This window comes from Actinorectispora metalli (assembly GCF_056323685.1).
The window spans coordinates 3775338-3795727 of record NZ_JBREYE010000001.1; the positions used below are offsets into that span (position 1 = coordinate 3775338).

The 20390-nt window shown below is 68.1% G+C and carries 15 protein-coding genes; 11 read left to right on the forward strand and 4 right to left on the reverse strand.

The window, feature by feature from the left end; all coding sequences use genetic code 11:
- Positions 1-4 precede the first annotated feature (4 nt).
- On the forward strand, positions 5-2266 hold the full coding sequence (recG, locus tag ACU6XJ_RS17720) for an ATP-dependent DNA helicase RecG (RefSeq protein ID WP_476312589.1): 2262 nt from the start codon (positions 5-7) through the stop codon (positions 2264-2266).
- A gap of 1 nt (position 2267) precedes the next feature.
- Here recG and ACU6XJ_RS17725 read toward each other — a convergent pair whose 3' ends face one another.
- Positions 2268-2813, reverse strand: coding sequence for a hypothetical protein (locus tag ACU6XJ_RS17725; protein ID WP_476312590.1), 546 nt, complete (start codon positions 2811-2813; stop codon positions 2268-2270).
- Between the two features lie 246 nt (positions 2814-3059).
- Between ACU6XJ_RS17725 and ACU6XJ_RS17730 the strand changes: the two genes are divergently transcribed.
- Entirely contained in the window at positions 3060-4052 is a 993-nt protein-coding gene (locus tag ACU6XJ_RS17730) for a chitinase (RefSeq protein ID WP_476312592.1), read from the forward strand.
- Positions 4053-4204: 152 nt separating this feature from the next.
- Here the strand turns inward: ACU6XJ_RS17730 and ACU6XJ_RS17735 are convergent, their stop codons facing one another.
- A complete protein-coding gene (locus ACU6XJ_RS17735; RefSeq protein WP_476312594.1) occupies positions 4205-4750 on the reverse strand; it encodes an RICIN domain-containing protein in 546 nt (181 codons plus the stop codon).
- A 521-nt stretch (positions 4751-5271) separates the two neighbouring features.
- On the opposite strand from ACU6XJ_RS17735, the gene ACU6XJ_RS17740 reads away from it, so the two are divergent.
- Both ACU6XJ_RS17740 and ACU6XJ_RS17745 read left to right on the forward strand, forming a co-directional pair.
- On the forward strand, positions 5272-8649 hold the full coding sequence (locus ACU6XJ_RS17740; protein WP_476312597.1) for a pyruvate carboxylase: 3378 nt from the start codon (positions 5272-5274) through the stop codon (positions 8647-8649).
- 169 nt (positions 8650-8818) lie between these two features.
- Positions 8819-9550, forward strand: coding sequence for an SDR family NAD(P)-dependent oxidoreductase (locus ACU6XJ_RS17745; protein WP_476312600.1), 732 nt, complete (start codon positions 8819-8821; stop codon positions 9548-9550).
- Between the two features lie 38 nt (positions 9551-9588).
- On the opposite strand, the gene ACU6XJ_RS17750 is transcribed toward ACU6XJ_RS17745, so the two are convergent.
- On the reverse strand, positions 9589-10221 hold the full coding sequence (locus ACU6XJ_RS17750) for a choice-of-anchor P family protein (protein ID WP_476312603.1): 633 nt from the start codon (positions 10219-10221) through the stop codon (positions 9589-9591).
- Between the two features lie 359 nt (positions 10222-10580).
- Here ACU6XJ_RS17750 and ACU6XJ_RS17755 point away from each other — a divergent pair, with 359 nt between their 5' ends.
- The 7 genes from ACU6XJ_RS17755 to ACU6XJ_RS17785 all read left to right on the forward strand — a co-directional run bounded on the left by ACU6XJ_RS17755 (position 10581) and on the right by ACU6XJ_RS17785 (position 17648).
- On the forward strand, positions 10581-13709 hold the full coding sequence (locus ACU6XJ_RS17755) for an amidohydrolase family protein (protein ID WP_476312605.1): 3129 nt from the start codon (positions 10581-10583) through the stop codon (positions 13707-13709).
- Between the two features lie 37 nt (positions 13710-13746).
- Positions 13747-14334 (forward strand): 16S rRNA (guanine(966)-N(2))-methyltransferase RsmD, encoded by a 588-nt coding sequence (rsmD, locus tag ACU6XJ_RS17760; RefSeq protein ID WP_476312608.1) that lies wholly within the window; start codon positions 13747-13749, stop codon positions 14332-14334.
- A gap of 60 nt (positions 14335-14394) precedes the next feature.
- Positions 14395-14877 carry a pantetheine-phosphate adenylyltransferase gene (coaD, locus tag ACU6XJ_RS17765; protein WP_476312611.1) on the forward strand — a complete coding sequence of 161 codons (483 nt, stop codon included), beginning with the start codon at positions 14395-14397 and terminating at the stop codon, positions 14875-14877.
- A 98-nt stretch (positions 14878-14975) separates the two neighbouring features.
- Entirely contained in the window at positions 14976-15419 is a 444-nt protein-coding gene (locus ACU6XJ_RS17770) for a guanyl-specific ribonuclease (RefSeq protein ID WP_476312614.1), read from the forward strand.
- Positions 15420-15591: 172 nt separating this feature from the next.
- The gene (locus ACU6XJ_RS17775; RefSeq protein ID WP_476312617.1) at positions 15592-16311 is read left to right on the forward strand and encodes a DivIVA domain-containing protein; all 720 of its coding nucleotides are present in this window, start codon (positions 15592-15594) and stop codon (positions 16309-16311) included.
- A gap of 81 nt (positions 16312-16392) precedes the next feature.
- On the forward strand, positions 16393-16530 hold the full coding sequence (locus ACU6XJ_RS17780) for a hypothetical protein (protein WP_476312620.1): 138 nt from the start codon (positions 16393-16395) through the stop codon (positions 16528-16530).
- Entirely contained in the window at positions 16527-17648 is a 1122-nt protein-coding gene (locus ACU6XJ_RS17785; protein WP_476312623.1) for a methyltransferase domain-containing protein, read from the forward strand. The genes ACU6XJ_RS17780 and ACU6XJ_RS17785 overlap by 4 nt, the downstream gene beginning before the upstream one ends.
- A gap of 34 nt (positions 17649-17682) precedes the next feature.
- On the opposite strand, the gene ACU6XJ_RS17790 is transcribed toward ACU6XJ_RS17785, so the two are convergent.
- Positions 17683-20307: an AfsR/SARP family transcriptional regulator gene (locus ACU6XJ_RS17790; protein WP_476312626.1), complete on the reverse strand. Its 2625-nt coding sequence runs from the start codon at positions 20305-20307 to the stop codon at positions 17683-17685.
- Positions 20308-20390 lie beyond the last annotated feature (83 nt).

The window sequence follows — 20390 nt, forward strand, 5'->3', positions numbered from 1 at the left end:
GGCCATGACCACCGTGCGGATGTCCGACAAGCTCACCGCGCTGATGGGTGCCAAGAGCACCAAGCCGCTGGCTGAGGCGCTGGGCATCGTCACGGTCGGCGACCTGCTCCGCCACTACCCGCGCCGCTACGCCGAGCGCGGCAAGCTCACCGACCTCACCGGCCTGGAGATCGGCGAGCACGTCACGGTGATGGCCCAGATCACCAAGGTGACCAGCCGGAAGATGAAGACCCGGCAAGGGTCGCTCACCGAGGTGGAGGTCACCGACGGCAGGCGGTACCTGTCGATCACCTTCTTCTCCGACAGGGTCGGCCACGTGCTCAAGCACAAGATCGGCAAGCTCGGCCTGTTCGCGGGCCAGGTCAGCGTGTTCGCCCAGAACAGCCGCGACGGCGTGAAGCGCAAAACCCAGCTCACGCACCCCAAATTCGTGATGCTGGAGGGCGACGACGACCAGAGCCTGATCGAGGAGTTCGCCCGCCCGCTGATCCCGGTGTACCCGGCGAGCAAGGACATCTCCTCCTGGGACATCGGCCGCTGCGTCAGCCACATCCTGCGCCTCTGGGACGGCACCGAGGACCCGCTGCCGGACGCCATCAAGGAACAGCAGGGCCTCATCGACCTCTCCAGCGCCCTGCGCCTTGTCCACCACCCGGAGAACTGGCAGCAGGTATCCGAGGCCAGTGACCGCCTGAAATGGGACGAGGCGCTGTCCGTCCAACTCGCGCTGGCCCAGCGCAAGCAGTCCGCCACCGCGCGTCCCGCCCCGGCCTGCCCGCGCAAGGACGGCGGCATCCTGACCGCCTTCGACCAGCGGCTGCCCTTCACCCTCACCGACGGTCAGCGCCAGATCGGCGAGGAGATCGCCGCCGACCTCGCCGTGGAGCATCCGATGAACCGCCTCGTCCAGGGCGAGGTCGGCTCCGGAAAGACCGTGGTCGCGCTGCGCGCCATGCTCCAGGTCGTGGACTCCGGCAGGCAGGCCGCGATGCTCGCCCCCACCGAGGTGCTGGCCGCCCAGCACGCCCGCTCGCTGCGCGAGCTGCTCGGCGACCTGGGCAGCGGCGGCGAACTCGGCGCCGCCGAGAACTCCACGAAGATCGCGCTGCTCACCGGCTCGCTGACCACCGCGCAGCGCAAGCAGGCGATGCTGGACGCCACCTCCGGCGCCGCGGGCATCGTCGTCGGCACCCACGCCCTCATCCAGGACAAGGTGTCCTTCGCCGACCTCGGCCTGGTCGTGGTGGACGAGCAGCACCGCTTCGGCGTCGAACAACGCGACGCCCTGCGCACCCGCGCGGGCGAGGACGCCAGCCCGCACGTGCTGGTCATGACCGCGACGCCCATCCCGCGCACGGTCGCCATGACCGTCTACGGCGACCTCGAGGTCTCCGCGCTGCGCCAGCTACCGGCGGGCCGCTCGCCGATCTCCACCAACGTGGTGCCGGTCGCGGAGAAACCGGCTTGGCTGAACCGGGTGTGGGAGCGCATCCACGAAGAGGTCGGCAAGGGCCATCAGGCCTACATCGTCTGCCCGCGCATTGGCGACGAGGAGGAACCCGCGAAAGGCAAGCGCAAGAAGGCACGCGACGAGGAGTCCGACTTCGACGACTACGAGTTGGACGAGCCCGCCGAGGAAGGCGAGAAGCGCAGGCCCCCACTGGCCGTTCTCGACATCGCCGCGAAGCTCGCTGAAGGTCCGCTCCAAGGCCTACGGATGGGGGTGCTGCACGGCAGGCTCCCCGCCGACGACAAGGACGCCGTGATGCGCGCCTTCGCCGCGGCGGAGCTTGACGTGCTGGTTGCGACCACCGTGATCGAGGTCGGCGTCAACGTCATCAACGCCACCGCCATGGTGATCATGGACGCCGACCGGTTCGGCGTCAGCCAGCTTCACCAGCTACGCGGCCGCGTCGGCCGCGGCAGCGCACCGGGACTGTGCCTGCTGGTCACCGACTCGCTGGACGGCTCCAAGTCGCGGGAGCGCCTGGATGCCGTCGCGGGCACCACCGACGGCTTCGAACTGGCCAGGCTGGACCTCGAACTGCGCCGCGAGGGCGACATCCTCGGCCAGGCGCAGTCCGGCAAGCGGTCCGGCCTGCGCATGCTGTCGCTGCTGCGGGACGAGGAGGTCATCGCCGAGGCCCGCGAACAGGCCCAGGCGGTCGTCGCCGCCGACCCCGGCCTGAGCGAGCACCCCGGCCTGGCCCAGATGCTGGCCGAGGTGATCAGCGAGGACCGCGCCGAGTACCTGGAGAAGACCTGACCTACGCGCTCCAGATCTTCACGTAGGTCTTGAAGGTGGAGTTGTGCATGGTGTCCTTGCGCTGCTCCGCCACCCCGGTGATCTTGATGTAGACGATTCGGCCCTTGCCCGTCCGGTAGCAGATCTGTTTGCCGGTATCGGCCGGGATGGACTGCACCGCGTTCAAGGCGATCTGGTCCTCGCATTGCTTCTTGGTCGGCGGGGTCGGCAAGGTCCAGACCGCTCCATCGCCACCGACTATGAGGTTTTCGCGGGAGTCCTGGGTGAGACCGCCATAGTCGCCTTTGTTCTCCGGCTTCGCGCCGTCGAAACCTACGTACAGGTGGAGATTGAACGACCCGTCGAAGATCACTTCGGAATCGGTGGGCACGGGTGGGGGCTGGGCACCGGTCGTGGCGGCGGGCGCCGGTGCCGCCACGGAGGTGGTGGTCGTCGTGGCGGGCTTGGCGTCCTTGCCGACCTGCTGGGCGGCTATCGCCCCGATCGCCGCGATCACCGCGGCCGCGATGGTGGCCAAACCCGTCGTCTTCCAGAAGGCGGCGCTCACGAAGACTCCCCAGCGAAATTCGAATGCTGACGCAACACGATACCGAGGCAGTCCTCGGCATTCAGGCGATTCCCATTATGCCGGTTGGCCACCCTAGGCAGCTGCCTTTCCGATGAGGCCGGGAAATCCCGGCCGCGCTGTCGAAGCCTTGACATACCCAGTGGTCTAGTCCACTTTGAAAGCCGTGACCTCCCCTGCGTCACGACACAAGGGCCGCCACCCTCTTCCCTGCACCGGAGGTGAGCTGTGCTCAGGCGATCCCGCCTGCTCGGCGGACTGCTGACCGGAGTCCTCGCCCTCTCTTTGACCGTCACGGCCGATGGCGCCGAGCCCGCCCAGAACCGACTGCCGGCCAGAGAACTGACCGGCTACTGGCACAACTTCGACAACGGCTCCGCCGCGTTGAAGCTGCGCGATGTGCCCAAGGCCTACGACCTGATCGCGGTGGCCTTCGCCGAGTCCGTGCCGGGCGAATGGGGCAAGGTCACCTTCACCATCGACCCCGGCCTGGCCAAGAAGCTCGGCGGCTACACCGACGAGGAGTTCATCGCCGACGTCAAAGCCAAGAAGGCCGAGGGCAAAACCATCGTGCTGTCCATCGGCGGCGAGAAGGGCAACGTCGACTTCTCCAGCCAGCAGGCCGTGAACAGCTTCGTCACCAGCATGCACGGCCTGATCACCAAGTTCGGCTTCGACGGCGTGGACATCGACCTCGAACACGGCATGAACGTGCCCAACGTGACCACCGCGATGCGCCAGCTTCACCAGAAGATCGGGCCGAGTTTCGTGCTGACCATGGCCCCGCAGACGCTGGACACCCAGCCAGGCGGCGCCTACCTCCAGTTGGCGGCCAACCTCAAGGACATCGTCACGGTCGTGCATACCCAGTACTACAACTCGGGCACAATGCTGGGCTGCGATCAGCAGGTCTACGCCCAGGGCGGCGTCGACTTCATCACCGCCCAGGCCTGCATCCTGCTCAAGACGCTGCGCCCCGACCAGGTCGCCCTCGGCCTGCCCGCGACCCGGCAGGCGGCGGGCAGCGGCTACGTCGACCCCTCGGTGGTCACCAAGGCCCTGGACTGTCTGGTCAAGAAGACCAACTGTGGAAAGTTCACCCCCGAGCAGCCCTACACGGGGCTGCGCGGCGTGATGACCTGGTCGATAAATTGGGACAAGACCGGCGGCCAGAATTTCTCCAACACCGTTCGCAAACACCTGGACTCACTGCCGAAATAGCGGGTTTTCAATAGGTAGGCGGACGGCTGGACTTGGCGCCGGTGGAGGAGAAAAGTCGTGCGTGTCCGGTCGCGGTAGTGCCGGATGCACACCCGGTGGGCTCGGGTCAGCTGCCCTGACCCGAGCCCACCGAGCTCATGCCGCGAGGGACCTCACGCGAGGTAGAAGGCCCACTGCTGGTTGGTGTTGCCGGTCACGACGGGCGTGCGCTGCTGCACGGGGGCGCCGTCGAAGGTGCTGAACTGCGGAACCTCGAGCACCTTGTTGCTGTGCACCGGCCGGATCTCGTAGTAGCCGTTGCCCTTGTGGATCAGGTTGAAGCGCTGGTAGGCGCGGTTCTGGCAGTAGTACTGGACGACGTTGACGGCGTTGGCCGTGCTGCCGTTCGGTACGGTCAGGCACAGACCGCTGTGCACGTTGCGGATCTCGAAGTAGCCGGGGGAAACGTAGAACAGCCGCCATTCCTGGTTGGGTGTCGCAGTGCAGCTCATCTGCTGGATCTGGGCGTAGGGCTGGTTGGCCGACAGCGTCGGAACCTCGGCGCACTTGGCGCTGTGGCGGTTCACGATGAGCAGGTCGGTCTGCTGCGCCTGGGCCGGGTCGGCGGGCGCGGCGGAGGCGGCGGGGACGAGGCCGCCCAGCACGGCCAGCGAGGTCGCCGCGGTCAGCATGGCGAGGCGTAGGAACCGGGATCTCACGGAGTTCTCCTCCTGTAAGTGGAAATGATTCGGGCCGCGTGTCGGATCTGCGCGGCCAACGCCCCAAGTACGGATTTGAAATGCTTCCGCATCCCCGAATCCGAGAACTTCAACACCATGGAGTAGAGATCCGCCATTTCGGTCGCGGGCGGTTGGACGCAATGGTGGAGTCACACTCTGTCCAATGCTCCGTCACCGATGGTGCGGTAAGCATTTCTATGAGTAGGCAAACAGTTAAACCCGTCCGTGGCTCGAAAAGCGGTCCAGGTCGCCTGGACATACCAAGACAGGCGCCCCCGCAGCCGTTAGGCTTTGATCAGTCCCCGATGCATCGACCTGGCGGATCTGACACCGAGATGACTTCCGTCACCTGAGATGCTCCTCCCGAGGAGCGGGACAGCACGGTAACGTGCGACGACCGACCCCGGAGCGGGCGGCACGCGCAAGACAAGCCCGCCGATCCAGGTGACGGCGGGCCTGCTCGTGTCGGCCCGTTCGTGTCCCACCAGGAGGGAGCCGGCATGTTCCGCAAGATTCTCGTCGCGAACCGCGGCGAGATCGCGATCCGGGCTTTTCGCGCGGGCTACGAACTCGGCGCGGGCACCGTTGCGGTGTTTCCGTATGAGGATCGCAACTCGCTGCACCGTCTGAAGGCCGACGAGTCCTACGAAATCGGTGAGCCAGGTCACCCCGTTCGGGCCTATCTTTCCGTGGACGAGATCATCAAGGCCGCCAAGAAGGCGGGCGCCGACGCGGTTTATCCCGGCTATGGATTCCTTTCGGAAAATCCCCAACTCGCGCACGCATGCCGTGACGCGGGTATCACCTTTGTCGGACCCACCCCCGAGGTCCTCCAGCTGACCGGCAACAAGGCCCGCGCCGTGGCCGCCGCCCGCGAGGCAGGCCTGCCCGTGCTGCGCTCCTCCGCGCCGACCGACGATGTCCAGACGCTGCTCGCGGCGGCCGAGGACGTCGGCTTCCCGGTGTTCGTCAAGGCCGTCGCGGGCGGCGGTGGCCGCGGTATGCGCCGGGTGGACCGCCCCGAGATGCTGCGTGAGTCGCTGGAGGCGGCGATGCGCGAGGCCGAGTCGGCCTTCGGCGATGCCACCGTCTTCCTGGAGCAGGCCGTCGTCGAGCCGCGCCACATCGAGGTGCAGATCCTGGCCGACGGCGAGGGCAACGTGGTGCACCTGTTCGAGCGCGACTGCTCGTTGCAGCGGCGGCACCAGAAGGTCGTCGAGATCGCGCCCGCCCCCAATCTCCCGCCCGAGCTTCGCGAGCAGATCTGCGCCGACGCGGTCGCCTTCGCCCGGCACATCGGCTACCGCAACGCGGGCACCGTGGAGTTCCTGCTGGACCGCCGCGGCAAGCACGTCTTCATCGAAATGAACCCGCGCATCCAGGTCGAGCACACCGTGACCGAGGAGGTCACCGACGTCGACCTCGTGCAGACCCAGCTGCGCATCGCGAGCGGCGAGACCCTGCCCGGCCTCGGCCTCATCCAGGACACGCTGCGCCTGCGCGGCGCGGCCCTGCAGTGCCGCATCACCACCGAGGACCCGGCCAACGGCTTCCGCCCCGACACCGGCCTGATCAGCGCCTACCGCTCACCGGGCGGCGCGGGCATCCGCCTGGACGGCGGCACCATCGGCGCGGGCACCAGCATCAGCGCCCACTTCGACTCGCTGCTGGTCAAGCTGACCTGCCGCGGCATGGACTTCGCCTCCGCCGTGCGCAGGGCCCGCCGCGCGGTCGCCGAGTTCCGCATCCGCGGCGTCTCGACGAACATCCCGTTCCTGCAGGCCGTGCTGGACGACCCGGACTTCATCGCGGGCAACGTGACCACCTCGTTCATCGAGGAGCGGCCGCACCTGCTGACCTCCCGGCACTCCGCCGACCGCGGCACCAAGCTGCTGACCTACCTCGCCGACGTGACCGTCAACCACCCCAACGGCGAGCGCCCCAAGGTGATCGACCCCGAGAAGAAGCTCCCGGTCGCCGACCTGGCCGCAGAACCGCCCGCCGGTTCCCGGCAGCGACTGATCGAGCTTGGCCCGGAGGGCTTCGCCCGCTGGCTGCGCGAGACCCCCGCGGTGGCCGTCACCGACACCACCTTCCGCGACGCGCACCAGTCGCTGCTGGCCACCCGCGTCCGCAGCAAGGACCTGCTCACGATCGCCCCGCATGTGGCGCGCAACGCCTCCCAGCTGCTGTCGCTGGAAAGCTGGGGCGGTGCGACCTACGACGTTGCGCTGCGCTTCCTGGCCGAGGACCCCTGGGAGCGGCTGGCCGCGCTGCGCGAGGCCGTGCCCAACATCTGCCTCCAGATGCTGCTGCGCGGCCGCAACACCGTGGGCTACACCCCGTACCCGACGAAGGTCACCGAGGCGTTCGTGCAGGAGGCGGCGGCCTCCGGGCTGGACATCTTCCGCATCTTCGACGCCCTCAACGACGTCGAGCAGATGCGCCCGGCCATCGAGGCGGTCCGCGAAACCGGCACCACCATCGCCGAGGTCGCGTTGTGCTACACCGCCGACCTGTCCGACCCGGCGGAGAAGCTGTACACGCTGGACTACTACCTGCGGCTGGCCGAGCAGATCGTCGAGGCCGGTGCCCATGTGCTGGCCATCAAGGACATGGCGGGCCTGCTGCGCCCGCCCGCGGCCCGCACGCTGGTGACCGCGCTGCGGGAGCGTTTCGATCTGCCGGTGCACCTGCACACCCACGACACCCCCGGCGGACAGTTGGCCACCCTCACGGCGGCCATCGACGCGGGCGTGGACGCGGTCGACGCCGCGGTGGCGTCGATGGCGGGCACCACCTCGCAGCCCGCGCTGTCCGCGCTGGTGGCGGCCACCAACCACACCGAGCGGGAAACCGGCCTGTCGTTGCAGGCGGTGTGCGACCTCGAGCCGTACTGGGAGGCCGTGCGCAAGGTCTACGCGCCGTTCGAGGCGGGCCTGGCCGCGCCGACGGGCCGCGTGTACCACCACGAGATCCCCGGCGGACAGCTGTCCAACCTGCGCACCCAGGCGGTGGCGCTGGGCCTCGGCGACCGCTTCGAGCAGATCGAGGACGCCTACGCCGCGGCCGACCGCATGCTCGGCAGGCTGGTCAAGGTGACGCCGTCCTCCAAGGTGGTCGGCGACCTCGCCCTGCACCTGGTGGGCGCGGGCGTGTCGCCGAAGGAGTTCGAGTCCGAACCCGGCAAGTTCGACATCCCCGACTCGGTGATCGGCTTCCTGCACGGTGAGCTGGGCGACCCGCCCGGCGGCTGGCCGGAACCGTTCCGCGGCAAGGCACTCGGCGAGCGCAGCGCACCCAAGCGCGTCACCGAGCTCACCGAGGACGACGAGAAGGGCCTGGCAACCCACCGCAGGGCGACGCTGAACCGGCTGCTGTTCCCCGGCCCCACCAAGGAGTTCACCACCCACCGCGAGGCCTTCGGCGACACCTCGGTGCTGCGCAGCAAGGAGTTCTTCTACGGCCTGCGCCCCGGTGAGGAGTACGTGGTCGACCTGGAGCCGGGCGTGAAGCTCCTCATCGGGCTGGAGGCCATCAGCGAGGCCGACGAGCGCGGCATCCGCACCGTGATGTCCACCCTCAACGGCCAGATGCGTCCGATCCAGGTGCGGGACCGGTCGGTGGCCTCGGCCCTGCCCGCCGCCGAGAAGGCCGACCGCACCAACCAGAACCACGTGGCGGCGCCCTTCGCGGGCGTGGTCACCCTCTCCGTCGGCGAAGGTGAGGCCGTCGAGGCGGGCCAGACGGTGGCCACCATCGAGGCCATGAAGATGGAAGCCAACATCACCGCCCCCAAGGCAGGCACCGTCAAGCGCCTCGCCATCGGCGCCGTCCAGCAGGTGGAGGGCGGCGACCTCCTCATCGAGATCGGCTGATCTCCTGAGCACATGCGGCACCCGGTCCCGACATCGGACCGGGTGCCGTTGCTTGGTGGGGAATTCACGCATGTGACGCAGTCGACGCCAATTAGACCCGCTTGGGCGCTGACTGGATCGGTTGGTCACGGAAAGATCACGGCGTCGTTGGCGAAACGATGGGGGCAAGATGCCGCAGACAGCCGTGGTGACCGGCGGTGGCACCGGGATCGGCAAGGCCATCGCGGCCAACCTGATCGCGGTCGGACTCGATGTGGTGATCACGGGTCGGCGCACGGGAGTGCTGGACGCCGCCGCGGACGAGCTTGGGTCGCGGTCCAGGGCGATCGCCTTCGACGCGAGCAACCCCTACGCGGTGCGCGAAGCTCTGGCCAAGCTGCCCGACCGGGTGAATGTGCTGGTCAACAACGCGGGCAGCGATGTGGCCTGCACCGGCAAGGAGCCCGAGCCGGACGACCTCGTCGCCATCCGCGACCTGTGGCTGTCCAACTACAAGCAGAACGTGCTCAGCGCGGTGCTGCTGACCAGCGCGCTCACCCCACGCCTCGCCGACAAGGGCCGGGTGGTGTTTCTCGGCTCCATGGGCGCCCGCCCCGGCGCCGAAAGCTACGCCGCCGCCAAATCCGGGCTGGTCGCCTACGCGGGCAAGCTCGCCAGGTCACTCGGCCCGCGCGGCATCACCGTCAACGTGGTCACCCCCGGTCTGATCGAGAAGACCGAGTTCTTCAACGACACCGTCTCCGACTCCGAGTGGCGCAGCATGATCGCCGCCACCTGCACCGGCCGCGCCGGACTCCCGGAAGACGTGGCAGCCGCGGTCGGATTCCTGGTGTCCCGCAACGCCTCCCACATCACCGGCCAGGTGCTGCACGTCAACGGCGGCTCCTACTTCGGTCGCTGAGGACCGCCGCTCGGACGGTCCTCAGCGTCGCGGGCGGCTCAGGCGCTCGGGTGGACGACGGACTGCGGGTCCAAAACCACCTTGGAACCGCCGCAGGCGGCGTGCGCGAGTTCCAGCCGCACGTGCCCTGCGATCGCCTTCTCCAGCTTGGGGTCGAGGGCGAAGTCCAATGCCTGCACGTGGAACGCACCGTTCTCGTCGGTCCACTGCTTGTTGAAGATCAGCGTGGCGACACCGGGAATGCCCACCTTCTGGTTCGGCGCGGTGCTGTAGGGAATCGTGCGCTTCTTCCCGTACACCTTGATTTCCAGATCACCACCGCTCGAACTCGACCCGGTGATCCCATTCGCGTTGGCGGTGCAGGACGCGGAAAGCGTGTCCACCGCCATGCTGAGAACCGATTTGCCGGGGGCCGTCGGGTGAATGTTGAAGAGGTCGAACCCGGTCTTCGTCAGGGTCGTGCGCGCCCAGGAGTTGCCGTGATCGCGGTTGGACTCGGACTCCATCTCGCCGAGCACCACCAGGTCGTGGTGGGTGTTGACGAACGAGGAGCTGTGGGACGGACCGCTGGGGTAGTGGCTGTAGGCCACCGGCCCGAGGTTGAAGTCGTGAATGGACACGAAGGCCGCATAGGACCCGGACTGGTAACTGGGATTGCTGTTCCCCGCCACCGCGGAACCGGACGAGACGGCGATGACCGCAATCAACCCACTCGCCAGCACAACGGATCGGGAAAGCCGGTTGAACAACGACAATGGACACCTTCCCTAGACAGAAACCCACGATTTGGGTGCCTGACGCCGTTGGCAGTCATCCACTCCCGGCCCAACGACGCACACCCACGCGAAAGACCTCGATGTGATGTGAATCAAATTCAGGTCTGACTGGTCGAACGGTTGAGGGCCGAGAGCCCCAACTTCGGCTGCGCTCACCCGGTCAGCGGTGCTCGGTTGCGTTGCGCCGGCGATACCTCTTAAGTGGAGGCCACTGGGGATATCCGCGTCACAAGCGCGGCTAGGGGAGGAACACCGTGGACACAGGGGGAATTTCGCCTGCCGATGGCATCACCCGCCGGAACCTGCTGGTCGGCACCGGAGTGGCCGCCGCGATCGGCGGCGTCGGTCTGACCCTGCCCGCGCAGGCCGCCACCGAGGAGCGGGGAGGACCGCGGGTAACCGTCAAGCAGGGCACCAACATCGCCGCGGCCGCCTCCCCGGACGGCAAGTGGATCGCCTTCGACCTCTACACCGGCATCTGGCTGGTGCCCGCCGCGGGCGGCGCGGCCCGCAAGCTCAGCGACGACCTCCAGGACGCCACCCGCCCGCAGTTCTCGCCCGATTCCCGCACGCTGACCTTCCAGGCCTACCGCGACGGCAACTACCACCTGTGGACGCTCGACATCGCGGGCGGTGCCCCCGTCCAACGCACCAAGGGCGAGTACGACCACCGCGAACCCCGCTTCTCCCCGGACGGCAAGCACCTCGCGTTCTCCTCCGACCGCGGCGGAAGCTACGGCATCTGGCTGCTCGAACTGGCCACCGCGAAGATCACCAAGGTCACCGACACCACGGCCGAGGAGGCCGAGCCGAACTTCTCGCCCGACGGCGGGCGCCTCGTCTACACGGTGGACGGCACTGCCATCGACGCCATCGACCTCGCGTCGGGCGCCGTGACCCGCCTGGTGGAGCCCGCCCCGCACACCACGCTGTTCGGCCCGGCACCCAGCCTCTATGGCGCTTTGGCCTACGTCAGGTTGTTCGGGGCCGCTGCCCAACTGGTCGTGGACGGCAAGCCCGTCAGCGACGAGGGTGAGGACGTGTTCGCCTTCGCCCCGCAGTGGATCAGCGGCACGGAACTGCTCTACACCGCCGACGGCACCCTGCGCCGCCGCAATCTGGAGACCCGCAAGACCAGCGCCGTCCCGTTCACCGCCACCGTGGGCTTTCGGCCGCACGAGGACCGCCCCGCCCGCCGCACCATCGACACACCCGTCACCCAAACCGCGCGGGGCATCGCGAGCCCCGTGCTGTCCCCGGACGGAAAGCAGATCGCCTTCCGCGCCGTCGGCGCCCTGTGGCTGCTTCCCATCGGCGGCCGGATGCAGCGCATCGCGGGCGGCGCCTTCGACGCCGACCCTGACTTCTCGCCCGACGGCAAGACGCTGGTGTACTCCAGCGACCGCACCGGCAGCCCCGCCCTGTGGCGGCACGACCTGGCCTCCGGCAAGGAGACCCGCCTGACCGACCTGCCCGGCGCGCAGATCACCCCGCGCTGGTCACCGGACGGCGGCCGGGTCGCCTACCAGGACCAGGACGGCGCGACCTGGGTGCTCGACGTCGCCACCAAGCAAACCCGCAAGGTCCTGCCCGCCCTGTTCCTGCCCGGCCGACCCACCTGGTCACCGGACGGCAAGGTGCTCGCGCTGGCCGCGGTCAAGCCCTTCTCCAAGCGATTCCGCGAGGGCACCAGCCAGATCCTCACCGTGGACCTGGAGTCCGGCGAGACCCGCTACGCCGAGCCGCTGCCGTTCCGCTCGCTGTCCACCCGCGGCGACGACGGCCCGGTGTGGTCGCCCGACGGCAAGCACCTCGCGTTCGTCATGGACAGTCTGCTGTGGACCGTCCCGGTGGACGCGAAGGGCCGCCTGACGGGCGCCCCCAAGCAGGTCTCCACCGAGGTCACCGACGCCCCCAGTTGGAGCGGCGACTCCCGCACCCTGCTGTACCTGAACAACGGCCGCCTGCGCCTGATCCCCGCCGCGGGCGGCAAGCCGCGCACCGTGGAGATGCCGCTGGTCTGGGCCAACGCTCAACCACCCGGCCGCCTGGTGGTGCGCGCGGGCGCGCTGTGGGACGGCGTCGCCGAGAAGCTGCGGTCCGATGTGGACATCCTCATCGAGAACAACAAGATCGTGTCGGTGCAGGACACCGCGGGCGCACCCGACTACGGCGACGCCCGCGTCGTCGACGCCAAGGGCCTGACCGCCATGCCCGGCCTGATCGACGCGCACAACCACTGGCACCTGCGCGGCAGGCAGTGGGGCTCCCGCCAGGGACCGGTGTGGCTGGCCTACGGCATCACCAGCACCCGCTCACCCGGCGACCCCGCGTACCAGATGCTGGAAACCCGCGAGGCCCTCGCGTCCGGCGCGCAACTCGGCCCGAGGTTCTTCGCCACCGGCGAGGCCATCGACGGCACCCGCGTCTACTACAACATGATGCGCCCGACCCGCGACACCGAAGGCCTGCGCCGCGAACTGGAGCGGGCGTTCGGCCTGGAATATGACCTGATCAAGACCTATGTGCGGATGCCGGTAGCGCTCCAACGGGAGACCGTGGCCCGCGCCCACCGCGGCGGCCTCCCGCTCAGCTCCCACTACCTCTACCCGGCCGTCAACATCGGCATGGACGGCATGGAGCACACCGGCGCCACCAACCGCCTCGGCTACTCGCACACCGTGAGCCGACTCGGCAAGTCCTATGAGGACGCGGTGGAGCTGTTCGCCCGCTCCGGCATGTCCATCACCCCGACCCTGTTCTCCTCGCTCGCCCTCTACGCCGAGGACCGCTCGCTGGCCGACGACGTGCGGACCAAGACGCTGTACCCGGCGTGGGAGTACGAGCAGCTACTGGCCAAGGTCGCCTCCACCCAGAACCCCGACCCGACCACCGCGGGCCGAATGGCGACGCTGCCGCACAACGTGGACATGGTGCTGCGCATCCACCGCGCGGGCGGCCTGGTCATCGCGGGCACCGACGCGCCACTGGACAATCCCGCGATCAGCCTGCACGTGAACCTGCGGGCGATGGTCAAGCACGGCTTCACCCCGTATGAGGCGCTGACCACCGCGACCCGCAACCCCGCCCGCTGGCTCGGCGTCCCCAACCTGCTGGGCACAGTCGAGAAGGGCCGCCTCGCCGACCTCGCGCTGGTCCGCGGCAACCCCCTCACCGACATCAAGGCCGCGGCGGCCGTGGAAGCCGTCGTCCACAACGGCACCCACTACCCGGTGTCGGACCTGCTCGCGCCGTTCCAGCAGCCCTCGGTCCGGTCCGCGGGCACCACCGTCGCCGACGCCCTGCCCTCGGCGGACCCCGACCGCTTCTGGTGGCACGGCGAATCGGAGCGCACGCTGCACATCTGCTGCTCCCACGGGTGACCCATCCAGGCGGCGTGGCAGGCGGGATGATGGACCGGTGACACGGATTGTTGCCGGTGCGGCGGGTGGACGGCGGTTGCAGGTGCCGCCGAAGGGCACCCGGCCCACCTCGGAGCGGGTGCGGGAGGCGTTGTTCAGCGCGCTGGAGTCCAGCATCGGGCTGGACGGGGTGCGCGTGCTGGACCTGTACGCCGGTTCCGGCGCGCTCGGGTTGGAGGCGCTGTCCCGCGGCGCGGCCGAGGTCACGTTCGTGGAGTCCGACCGCAAGGCCGCCGAGGTGCTCCGCCGCAACATCACCGATCTGGGCCTGCCCGGCGCGCGGCTGCACGCGGGCACGGTGCAGGCCGTGCTGGCGAACGAGCCTGACGAGCCCTACGACGTGGTGCTCGCCGACCCGCCCTACGACGTGGCCAACGACGAGCTTCACCAGGTACTTCAGGCGCTCAGCGGCAACGGCTGGCTGGCAGCCGAGGGCGTGGTGGTGGTGGAGCGGGCCAAGCGCAGCGGCGACCCGCGGTGGCCCGCCCACCTGACCCCGGAGCGGAGTCGCCGTTACGGCGACACGGTGCTGCACTGGGCGGAGTGGACGAGCGGTTCAGATTCCCTCGATAGGACGAGTGACTAATCCCACGGTGTGCTTCGGCCCAGATGGCAAGCCCGCATTCGGCTGCTAGCGTCCCGCTTCATGAGGCGCGCGGTGTGCCCCGGCTCGTACGATCCGGTGACAAACGGTCACCTGGACATCGTCGAGCGGGCTTCCAAGCTGTTCGACGAGGTTGTCGTTGCCGTTCTGATCAACAAGAGCAAGAAGAGCTTGTTCAGCGTTGAGGAACGCATCGACATGCTCGGCGAGGTCACCCGATGTTGGCCGAACGTGCGGATCGACTCCTGGCACGGCCTGCTGGTGGACTACTGCAAGACGCATGGCATCCAGTCCATCGTCAAGGGCCTGCGAGCGGTCAGCGACTTCGACTACGAGTTGCAAATGGCCCAGATGAATCAACAGCTCTCCGGCGTGGAGACGCTGTTCATGTCGACGAATCCGACGTACAGCTTCCTGGCCAGCTCACTGGTCAAGGAGGTCGCCACCTACGGCGGGGACGTCTCCACCCTTATTCCGCCGACCGTGGAAAAGCGCCTGAAGGCCCGCCTGGCGGAATTGCGTTGAATTTCGCCGAAGGGTTGCCTTCGACGGTTTCGCCGGAGTGCCCTGTGCGTTAACGCGGGTTTAGCGTTGGGATCATTCGCCGATCCTAGTTTCGCCCCATGAGCCTGAACGCATCCCGTTTCACGCGAGTCCTGCTCGCCGCCGTGGTCGCGGTCCTCGGTTTCGCAGGCGTCGCGGTGGCGACCGGCGAAGCGAACCTCGCCCACGGTGCCGTCGCGCAGATCTCGCAGGCACAGGCGAACTGTGGGGACACCTCCGGTTTTCGCAAGGTCGCGCTGTCCAGCCTGCCCACGGAAGCCACCACCACCGTCAACCTGATCAAGAAGGGCGGGCCGTACCCGTACCCGCAGGACGGCACGGTCTTCCAGAACCGCGAGGGCCTGCTGCCCAAGTGCGGCACCGGCTACTACCACGAGTACACGGTGAAGACGCCCGGTGTCAGCCACCGCGGCGCGCGCCGCATCGTGACCGGTGACCGCGGCGAGTTCTTCTACACCTCGGACCACTACAAGAGCTTCGTTCTGGTGAACATCAACTCCTGACCACCTAGCCCATACCGGCCAGGCGGCGTAATTCTCACCGCCTGGCCGGGTCCTTTTCGGGGGGCAACTGCGCCACGGTCTTGACACGCGCGGGCCGATAATGCAGCGGTTTGCCTGTCAGGCAAGGCAGACTAGACGGGGCAGGCTGATCCACCGCCGCAAGGAGAGCGACGTGTACCGGGTGTTCGAGGCGCTCGACGAACTCGTCACGATCGTCGAAGAGGCCAGGGGCGTGCCCATGACCTCGGGCTGCGTCGTGCCCCGCGGCGATGTGCTGGAGTTGATGGACGACGTCCGCGAGGCCATCCCGCAGGAGCTTGACGACGCCCAGGATGTCCTGGACCACCGCGACGCCGTGATCGCCAAGGCCACCGAACAGGCCGACCGCACCCTCACCGAATCCCGCGCCGACGCCGAACACATGCTGGAGCAGGCCCGCGTCGAAGCGGACCGCTTGCTGGCTGAGGCCCGCGAACGCGTCGAACGCATGCTGTCCGACGCCCAGGCCGAGGCGGAGCGATTCAACATGACCGCCCGCCGCGACTACGACGAGGCGGTAGGCCGCGCCCAAGACGAGGCCGACCGCATGCTCGAAGCGGGCCGCGCCGCCTACGAACGCGCCACCGCCGAAGGCAAGGCGGAACAGGCCCGCCTGGTAGCCCAAACGGAGATCGTCCAGGCGGCACATGCGGAGTCCGCAAGAATCCTCGACGCCGCGAATGCCGAAGCCGACCACCTCCGCTCCGAATGCGACGCCTACGTCGACAGCAAGTTGGCGGATTTTGAAGAACTCCTCAGCCGCACCCTGCGAACGGTAGGCAAGGGCCGCGATCAACTCCGGTCCCCCTACGCGGGCCGAGTAGCGGCGGGCGGTTTCGACTACCGCGATTAATTGCGGGTGGAACAATTCGCCCGCCGGTCTTCACCCTTTCAGCACTTGCTCCCGCTGTGCGAACTTCGAGAAGGTCGCGGCATGGGCAAACACGAGCCGCCCGCCAAGGGCGATGGGTATGTGCCAGGCGGCTACGACCACTCGGCGACCAAGCCGGTGGAGGAGTGCAGCGGCGGCACACGCTGCAAGGACGACCAAGCGGAAGAAGACGATAAGTGAAGATCGTTCATTTCCCTTGGCGGCACCTGCTGGATGAAGTGCCGCGCGAGCACTTCATTCCCGAAGTGATTTGGATCGACGACGACGGCGGCTTCGTCGCGCTGTCGAAGAAGGACGACCCCGAGCGGTGGAATGCCGAGGTGGCGGCGAACGCGCCGGTGATCACCCAGGTGAATCTCGGCGAGGTGCGGCCAGGACAGCGGGGTTCCTTTCCCAGCAGCTCATGCAGCATGCCCGAGGTCGTGGCCCAGATGCTGGACGCGTTGGACGTGCGGCCGGGACACGCGGTGCTGGAGATCGGCACCGGCACCGGGTGGAACGCGGCGCTGTTGTGCCACAGGGTCGGCGAGAACGGGCGGGTGTGCACCGTCGAGGTCGATCCGAGCATCGCCGAACCGGCGCGACTGGCTCTGAAGAACGCCGGGTTCGATCCCCAAGTGGTCATCGGCGACGGCACCCAAGGGCACCGCGACGGCGCCCCCTACGACAGGGTGATCTCCACGGCGGCGATCTTGGAGATCGTTCCGCCCGCCTGGATCGACCAGCTGAAGCAAGGGGGCCGGTTGGTGGTGCCCTGGGACAGCGACTTCCAGATCGGCGCCCTGCTGAACCTGGACAAGCGCGAGGACGGGTCCGCGACCGGTCGGTTCTCCGGCAACCTCGGATTCATGCGCCTGCGCGACCAGCGCGCATCGCTCTACGGCTGGGAGCCCGACGAGCAAGTGATCGCGAGCGTGGAGCCCACGATTACCCACTGCCACCCCGCCGATATGGATCGGATGCTCGACCCCGAGCGCGGCCGTTTCGGGATCGGTGTGTGCCTGCGGTCCTGCTACCTCTACCTCGACTTCAACAAGCTCGGCGAGCGGCACCACATCGTGGACCTCGACGACGGCAAGACCAGGTCCTTCGCCCGGCTGGAAGCCGACATCGACAATCCCCCCTTCACGGTGCGCCAGCTAGGCCCCCGCAAGCTGTGGGATGAAGTGGTAGCTGCGGACACCTGGTGGCGAGCCCAAGGCGAACCGGAGATGGAGCGGTTCGGGTTCGAGGTGCGGGGCGGGCGCCAGTGGATCTGGCTGGACGGGCCCGACAACGTGGTGCGCGAGCTGGCTTGAGCCGCAGAGGCTCGCAAGTGCACAGCCGAGGGCGTCAGCTCTCCTGGCCGGAGCCGATCTCGGCGAGCACTCCCAAGGCCTGCTTTTCCAGCAACCGGTGGCCGTGGTGCCGGGCCACATCGAGGGCGCTTCTGCCGAGTCCGATGGCGCGGTCCGGTTGGTCCAGCCGCAGCAGCGTGCGGGACATCCCCAGCAGTGCCTGCGCCTCGGCCTGACCTGATCGGATCTCGCGGGCCAGTTCGAGGGCATGCTGGTGGTAGGCCAGCGACCTGCGCTGCTCCGCCAGTTCCCGGTGGACGTCGCCGAGGTTGTTCAGCGCGATCGCCTCGCTGGCCCGTGCCCCGCCGTCCCGGTGCATGGCGAGGGCGACCGTGTGACAGGCCTTCGCTCGGCGGGCGTTGCCGGATTCGAGATAGGTCATGCCGAGATTGCCCAGGGTGATGGCCTCGCCGTCGTGCCAGCCGAACCGCCGGTGCACCGTGAGCGCCCGTCCCAACTGGCGGATCGACCGCTGGTAGTGACCAAGCTGCCGATGTGCGTGGCCGAGGCCGTGGCGCATCACGGCCTCGGCACGGTGGTCGCCCGCGCGGGATGCCGCCAGCAGGCCCGCGCCCGCGGTCGCCCGCCATTCCCGATGGTGTCCGCCGAGCCAGAGGTAGGCCCGGAGGGCGTCGGCCAGTTGCCAGACCAGATCCGGATGACCATGCGCCGTGGAATGCCTGATCAGCCAAATCATCATCGGGCGGTGAACGTCCAGCGTCGCGAGCGCCTCGGCCGGATGCCGGAACCCGTTCACCGTCCGGGTGGCGGGCAGCCGGAGATAGCCGGGGTAGAGGGTGTTCGCCGCGGCCGTGGCGGTATCAAGGCACCAACTCGCCAGGCGTTCCAGTGCCGCCTGTTGCTGGTCAGGACTGTCCGTGGCGTCACAGCTCTGCCGAGCGTGCCGCCGCAGCAGTTCCTGGAGCAGGTACGCGTCACCGGGCTGGCGTTCGATCATGCTCGCGGAGCACAGCGAGTCGAGCGCCTCCCGTACCTGGTCCTCGGGTCCGTCAACAAGCGCCGCCGTACTCGCCACGGTCAGGGCGCCGGGTACGAACCCCAGCAGCCGAAACAGCCGCCTGCCCGCCGGTGACACCGCGTGGTAGGAATGGTCGAACTCCGCTTTGAGATCGGCGTGCTCGCCGTCGCGCGGAGCCAAGGCCGTGAAGACACCATCACCCGCCAGTTCGGCTGCGAGCGCCCGCGGCCTGCCCGACAGCAATTTCGCCGCGGCGATACGCAACGCCAACGGAAGATAGCCGGTACGGCGAGCGATATCGGTCGCATGGGCAGAAAGGCCGGATTTCACGATGTGTTGCAACAGGGAGACAGCTTCGCGCGGTTCGAGCACTGAGAGCTCGACGCGTACCGCATCGCGAAAGGCGACCAGGCCGGACAACGAGTCCCGGCTGGTGACCACGGTCAGACAGTTGTTCCCCGCGGGAAGCAACGGAATCACCTGAGCCGCGTTCGCCGCGTTGTCCAGCACGATCAGCAGGTGTTTGTCGGCCACCACTGACCGGTACAGGGCGGCTCTGGCCTCTCCGTTGTTCGGAATGGCCGGGTCGGGAACTCCGAGGCCGCTCAGAAGGCGGCCCATCGCCTCTTCCGGACGCAACCGCGGTTGCGCGGCGGAACCGCGAAGATCGACGTACAGTTCGCCGTCGGAGAAGCGGTGCCGGTTGCGCTGGGCCCACTGCAGCACGAGTTCGGTCTTTCCCACCCCCGCGCTGCCGACGATAGCCACCAGGTTTTCGGTGCCTGCCGACAGCACGGCATCCATCCGGTCCAGTTCCCGCTTCCTGCCGAGAAAGACCTTCGTCGCGGCAGGCAGTTGGCGGACCGGCCCGCTCCGTAGGACCGTGACCGCGGGTGGGTCCAGCGAGGGTTCGCGGCGGAGGATGTCGGAGGCGAGCTGTCGCAGGTGGGGGCCGGGATCAACCCCATGCTCATCGGCGAGTACGCGCACGGCGCCGCGGTAGACCTCCATCGCCTCGGTACCCCGGTCACAGCGATGCAGGGCCAGCATCAAGTGACCGACCACGCCTTCCCTGGTCGGGTGCGCGGCGGCGAGTTCCATGAGCTCGGGCAGCACCCGCCGGTGATTGCCCAGCCGCAACTCCGCCTCGGCGCAGGTTTCCCACGCGGCGAGCCGCTTCTCCTCCCACGCCGCCCCGAGCTGAAACTGGACTTCCGCGGATGCGGTTCCGTCGAGCAACCCGCCACGCCACAAGCCCAATGCGTCACGCAGCAGAGCGACGCGTGTTTCGTCGTCTCGTGCCGTGTCAGCCCGAACTGTCAGCTCGCGAAACCGGTGTGCGTCCACCGACAGCGGGTTCACCCGCAACAGGTAAGCCGAGGTCGTCGTCTCCACCGCGATATCGTCGGCGCCGGAATCACGCAACGTCCTGCGCAAACGGGAAACGTGGCCATGAATGGCATTACGTGCGTTCCGCGGGGCGTTCTCGCCCCACATCAGTGCGTATAAACGATCAACGGAAACGGGTCTGTTCGGTTCCAGCAACAGGATGCCGAGAAGCAGACGGCGAAGTCGAGGGCCCAACTCCGCCCTGCCTGATTCCGACTCCGCCTCGACCGTACCCAATATGCGGAAATCCACGTGATCTCCCCCCAGCGAGCACTTCCGTCTTCAGCGTAGACAAAAATCAGAGCGGCGTAAGCGTCCGGTGAAAGCATCGGTTC

What these genes read in the sequence shown, in the direction of transcription:
- ACU6XJ_RS17745 (WP_476312600.1), top strand. Translation starts at nt 8,819, where the DNA reads ATGCCGCAGACAGCCGTGGTGACCGGCGGTGGCACCGGGATCGGCAAG.
- coaD (WP_476312611.1), top strand. Translation starts at nt 14,395, where the DNA reads ATGAGGCGCGCGGTGTGCCCCGGCTCGTACGATCCGGTGACAAACGGT.
- recG (WP_476312589.1), top strand. Translation starts at nt 5, where the DNA reads ATGACCACCGTGCGGATGTCCGACAAGCTCACCGCGCTGATGGGTGCC.
- ACU6XJ_RS17740 (WP_476312597.1), top strand. Translation starts at nt 5,272, where the DNA reads ATGTTCCGCAAGATTCTCGTCGCGAACCGCGGCGAGATCGCGATCCGG.
- ACU6XJ_RS17780 (WP_476312620.1), top strand. Translation starts at nt 16,393, where the DNA reads ATGGGCAAACACGAGCCGCCCGCCAAGGGCGATGGGTATGTGCCAGGC.
- ACU6XJ_RS17770 (WP_476312614.1), top strand. Translation starts at nt 14,976, where the DNA reads ATGAGCCTGAACGCATCCCGTTTCACGCGAGTCCTGCTCGCCGCCGTG.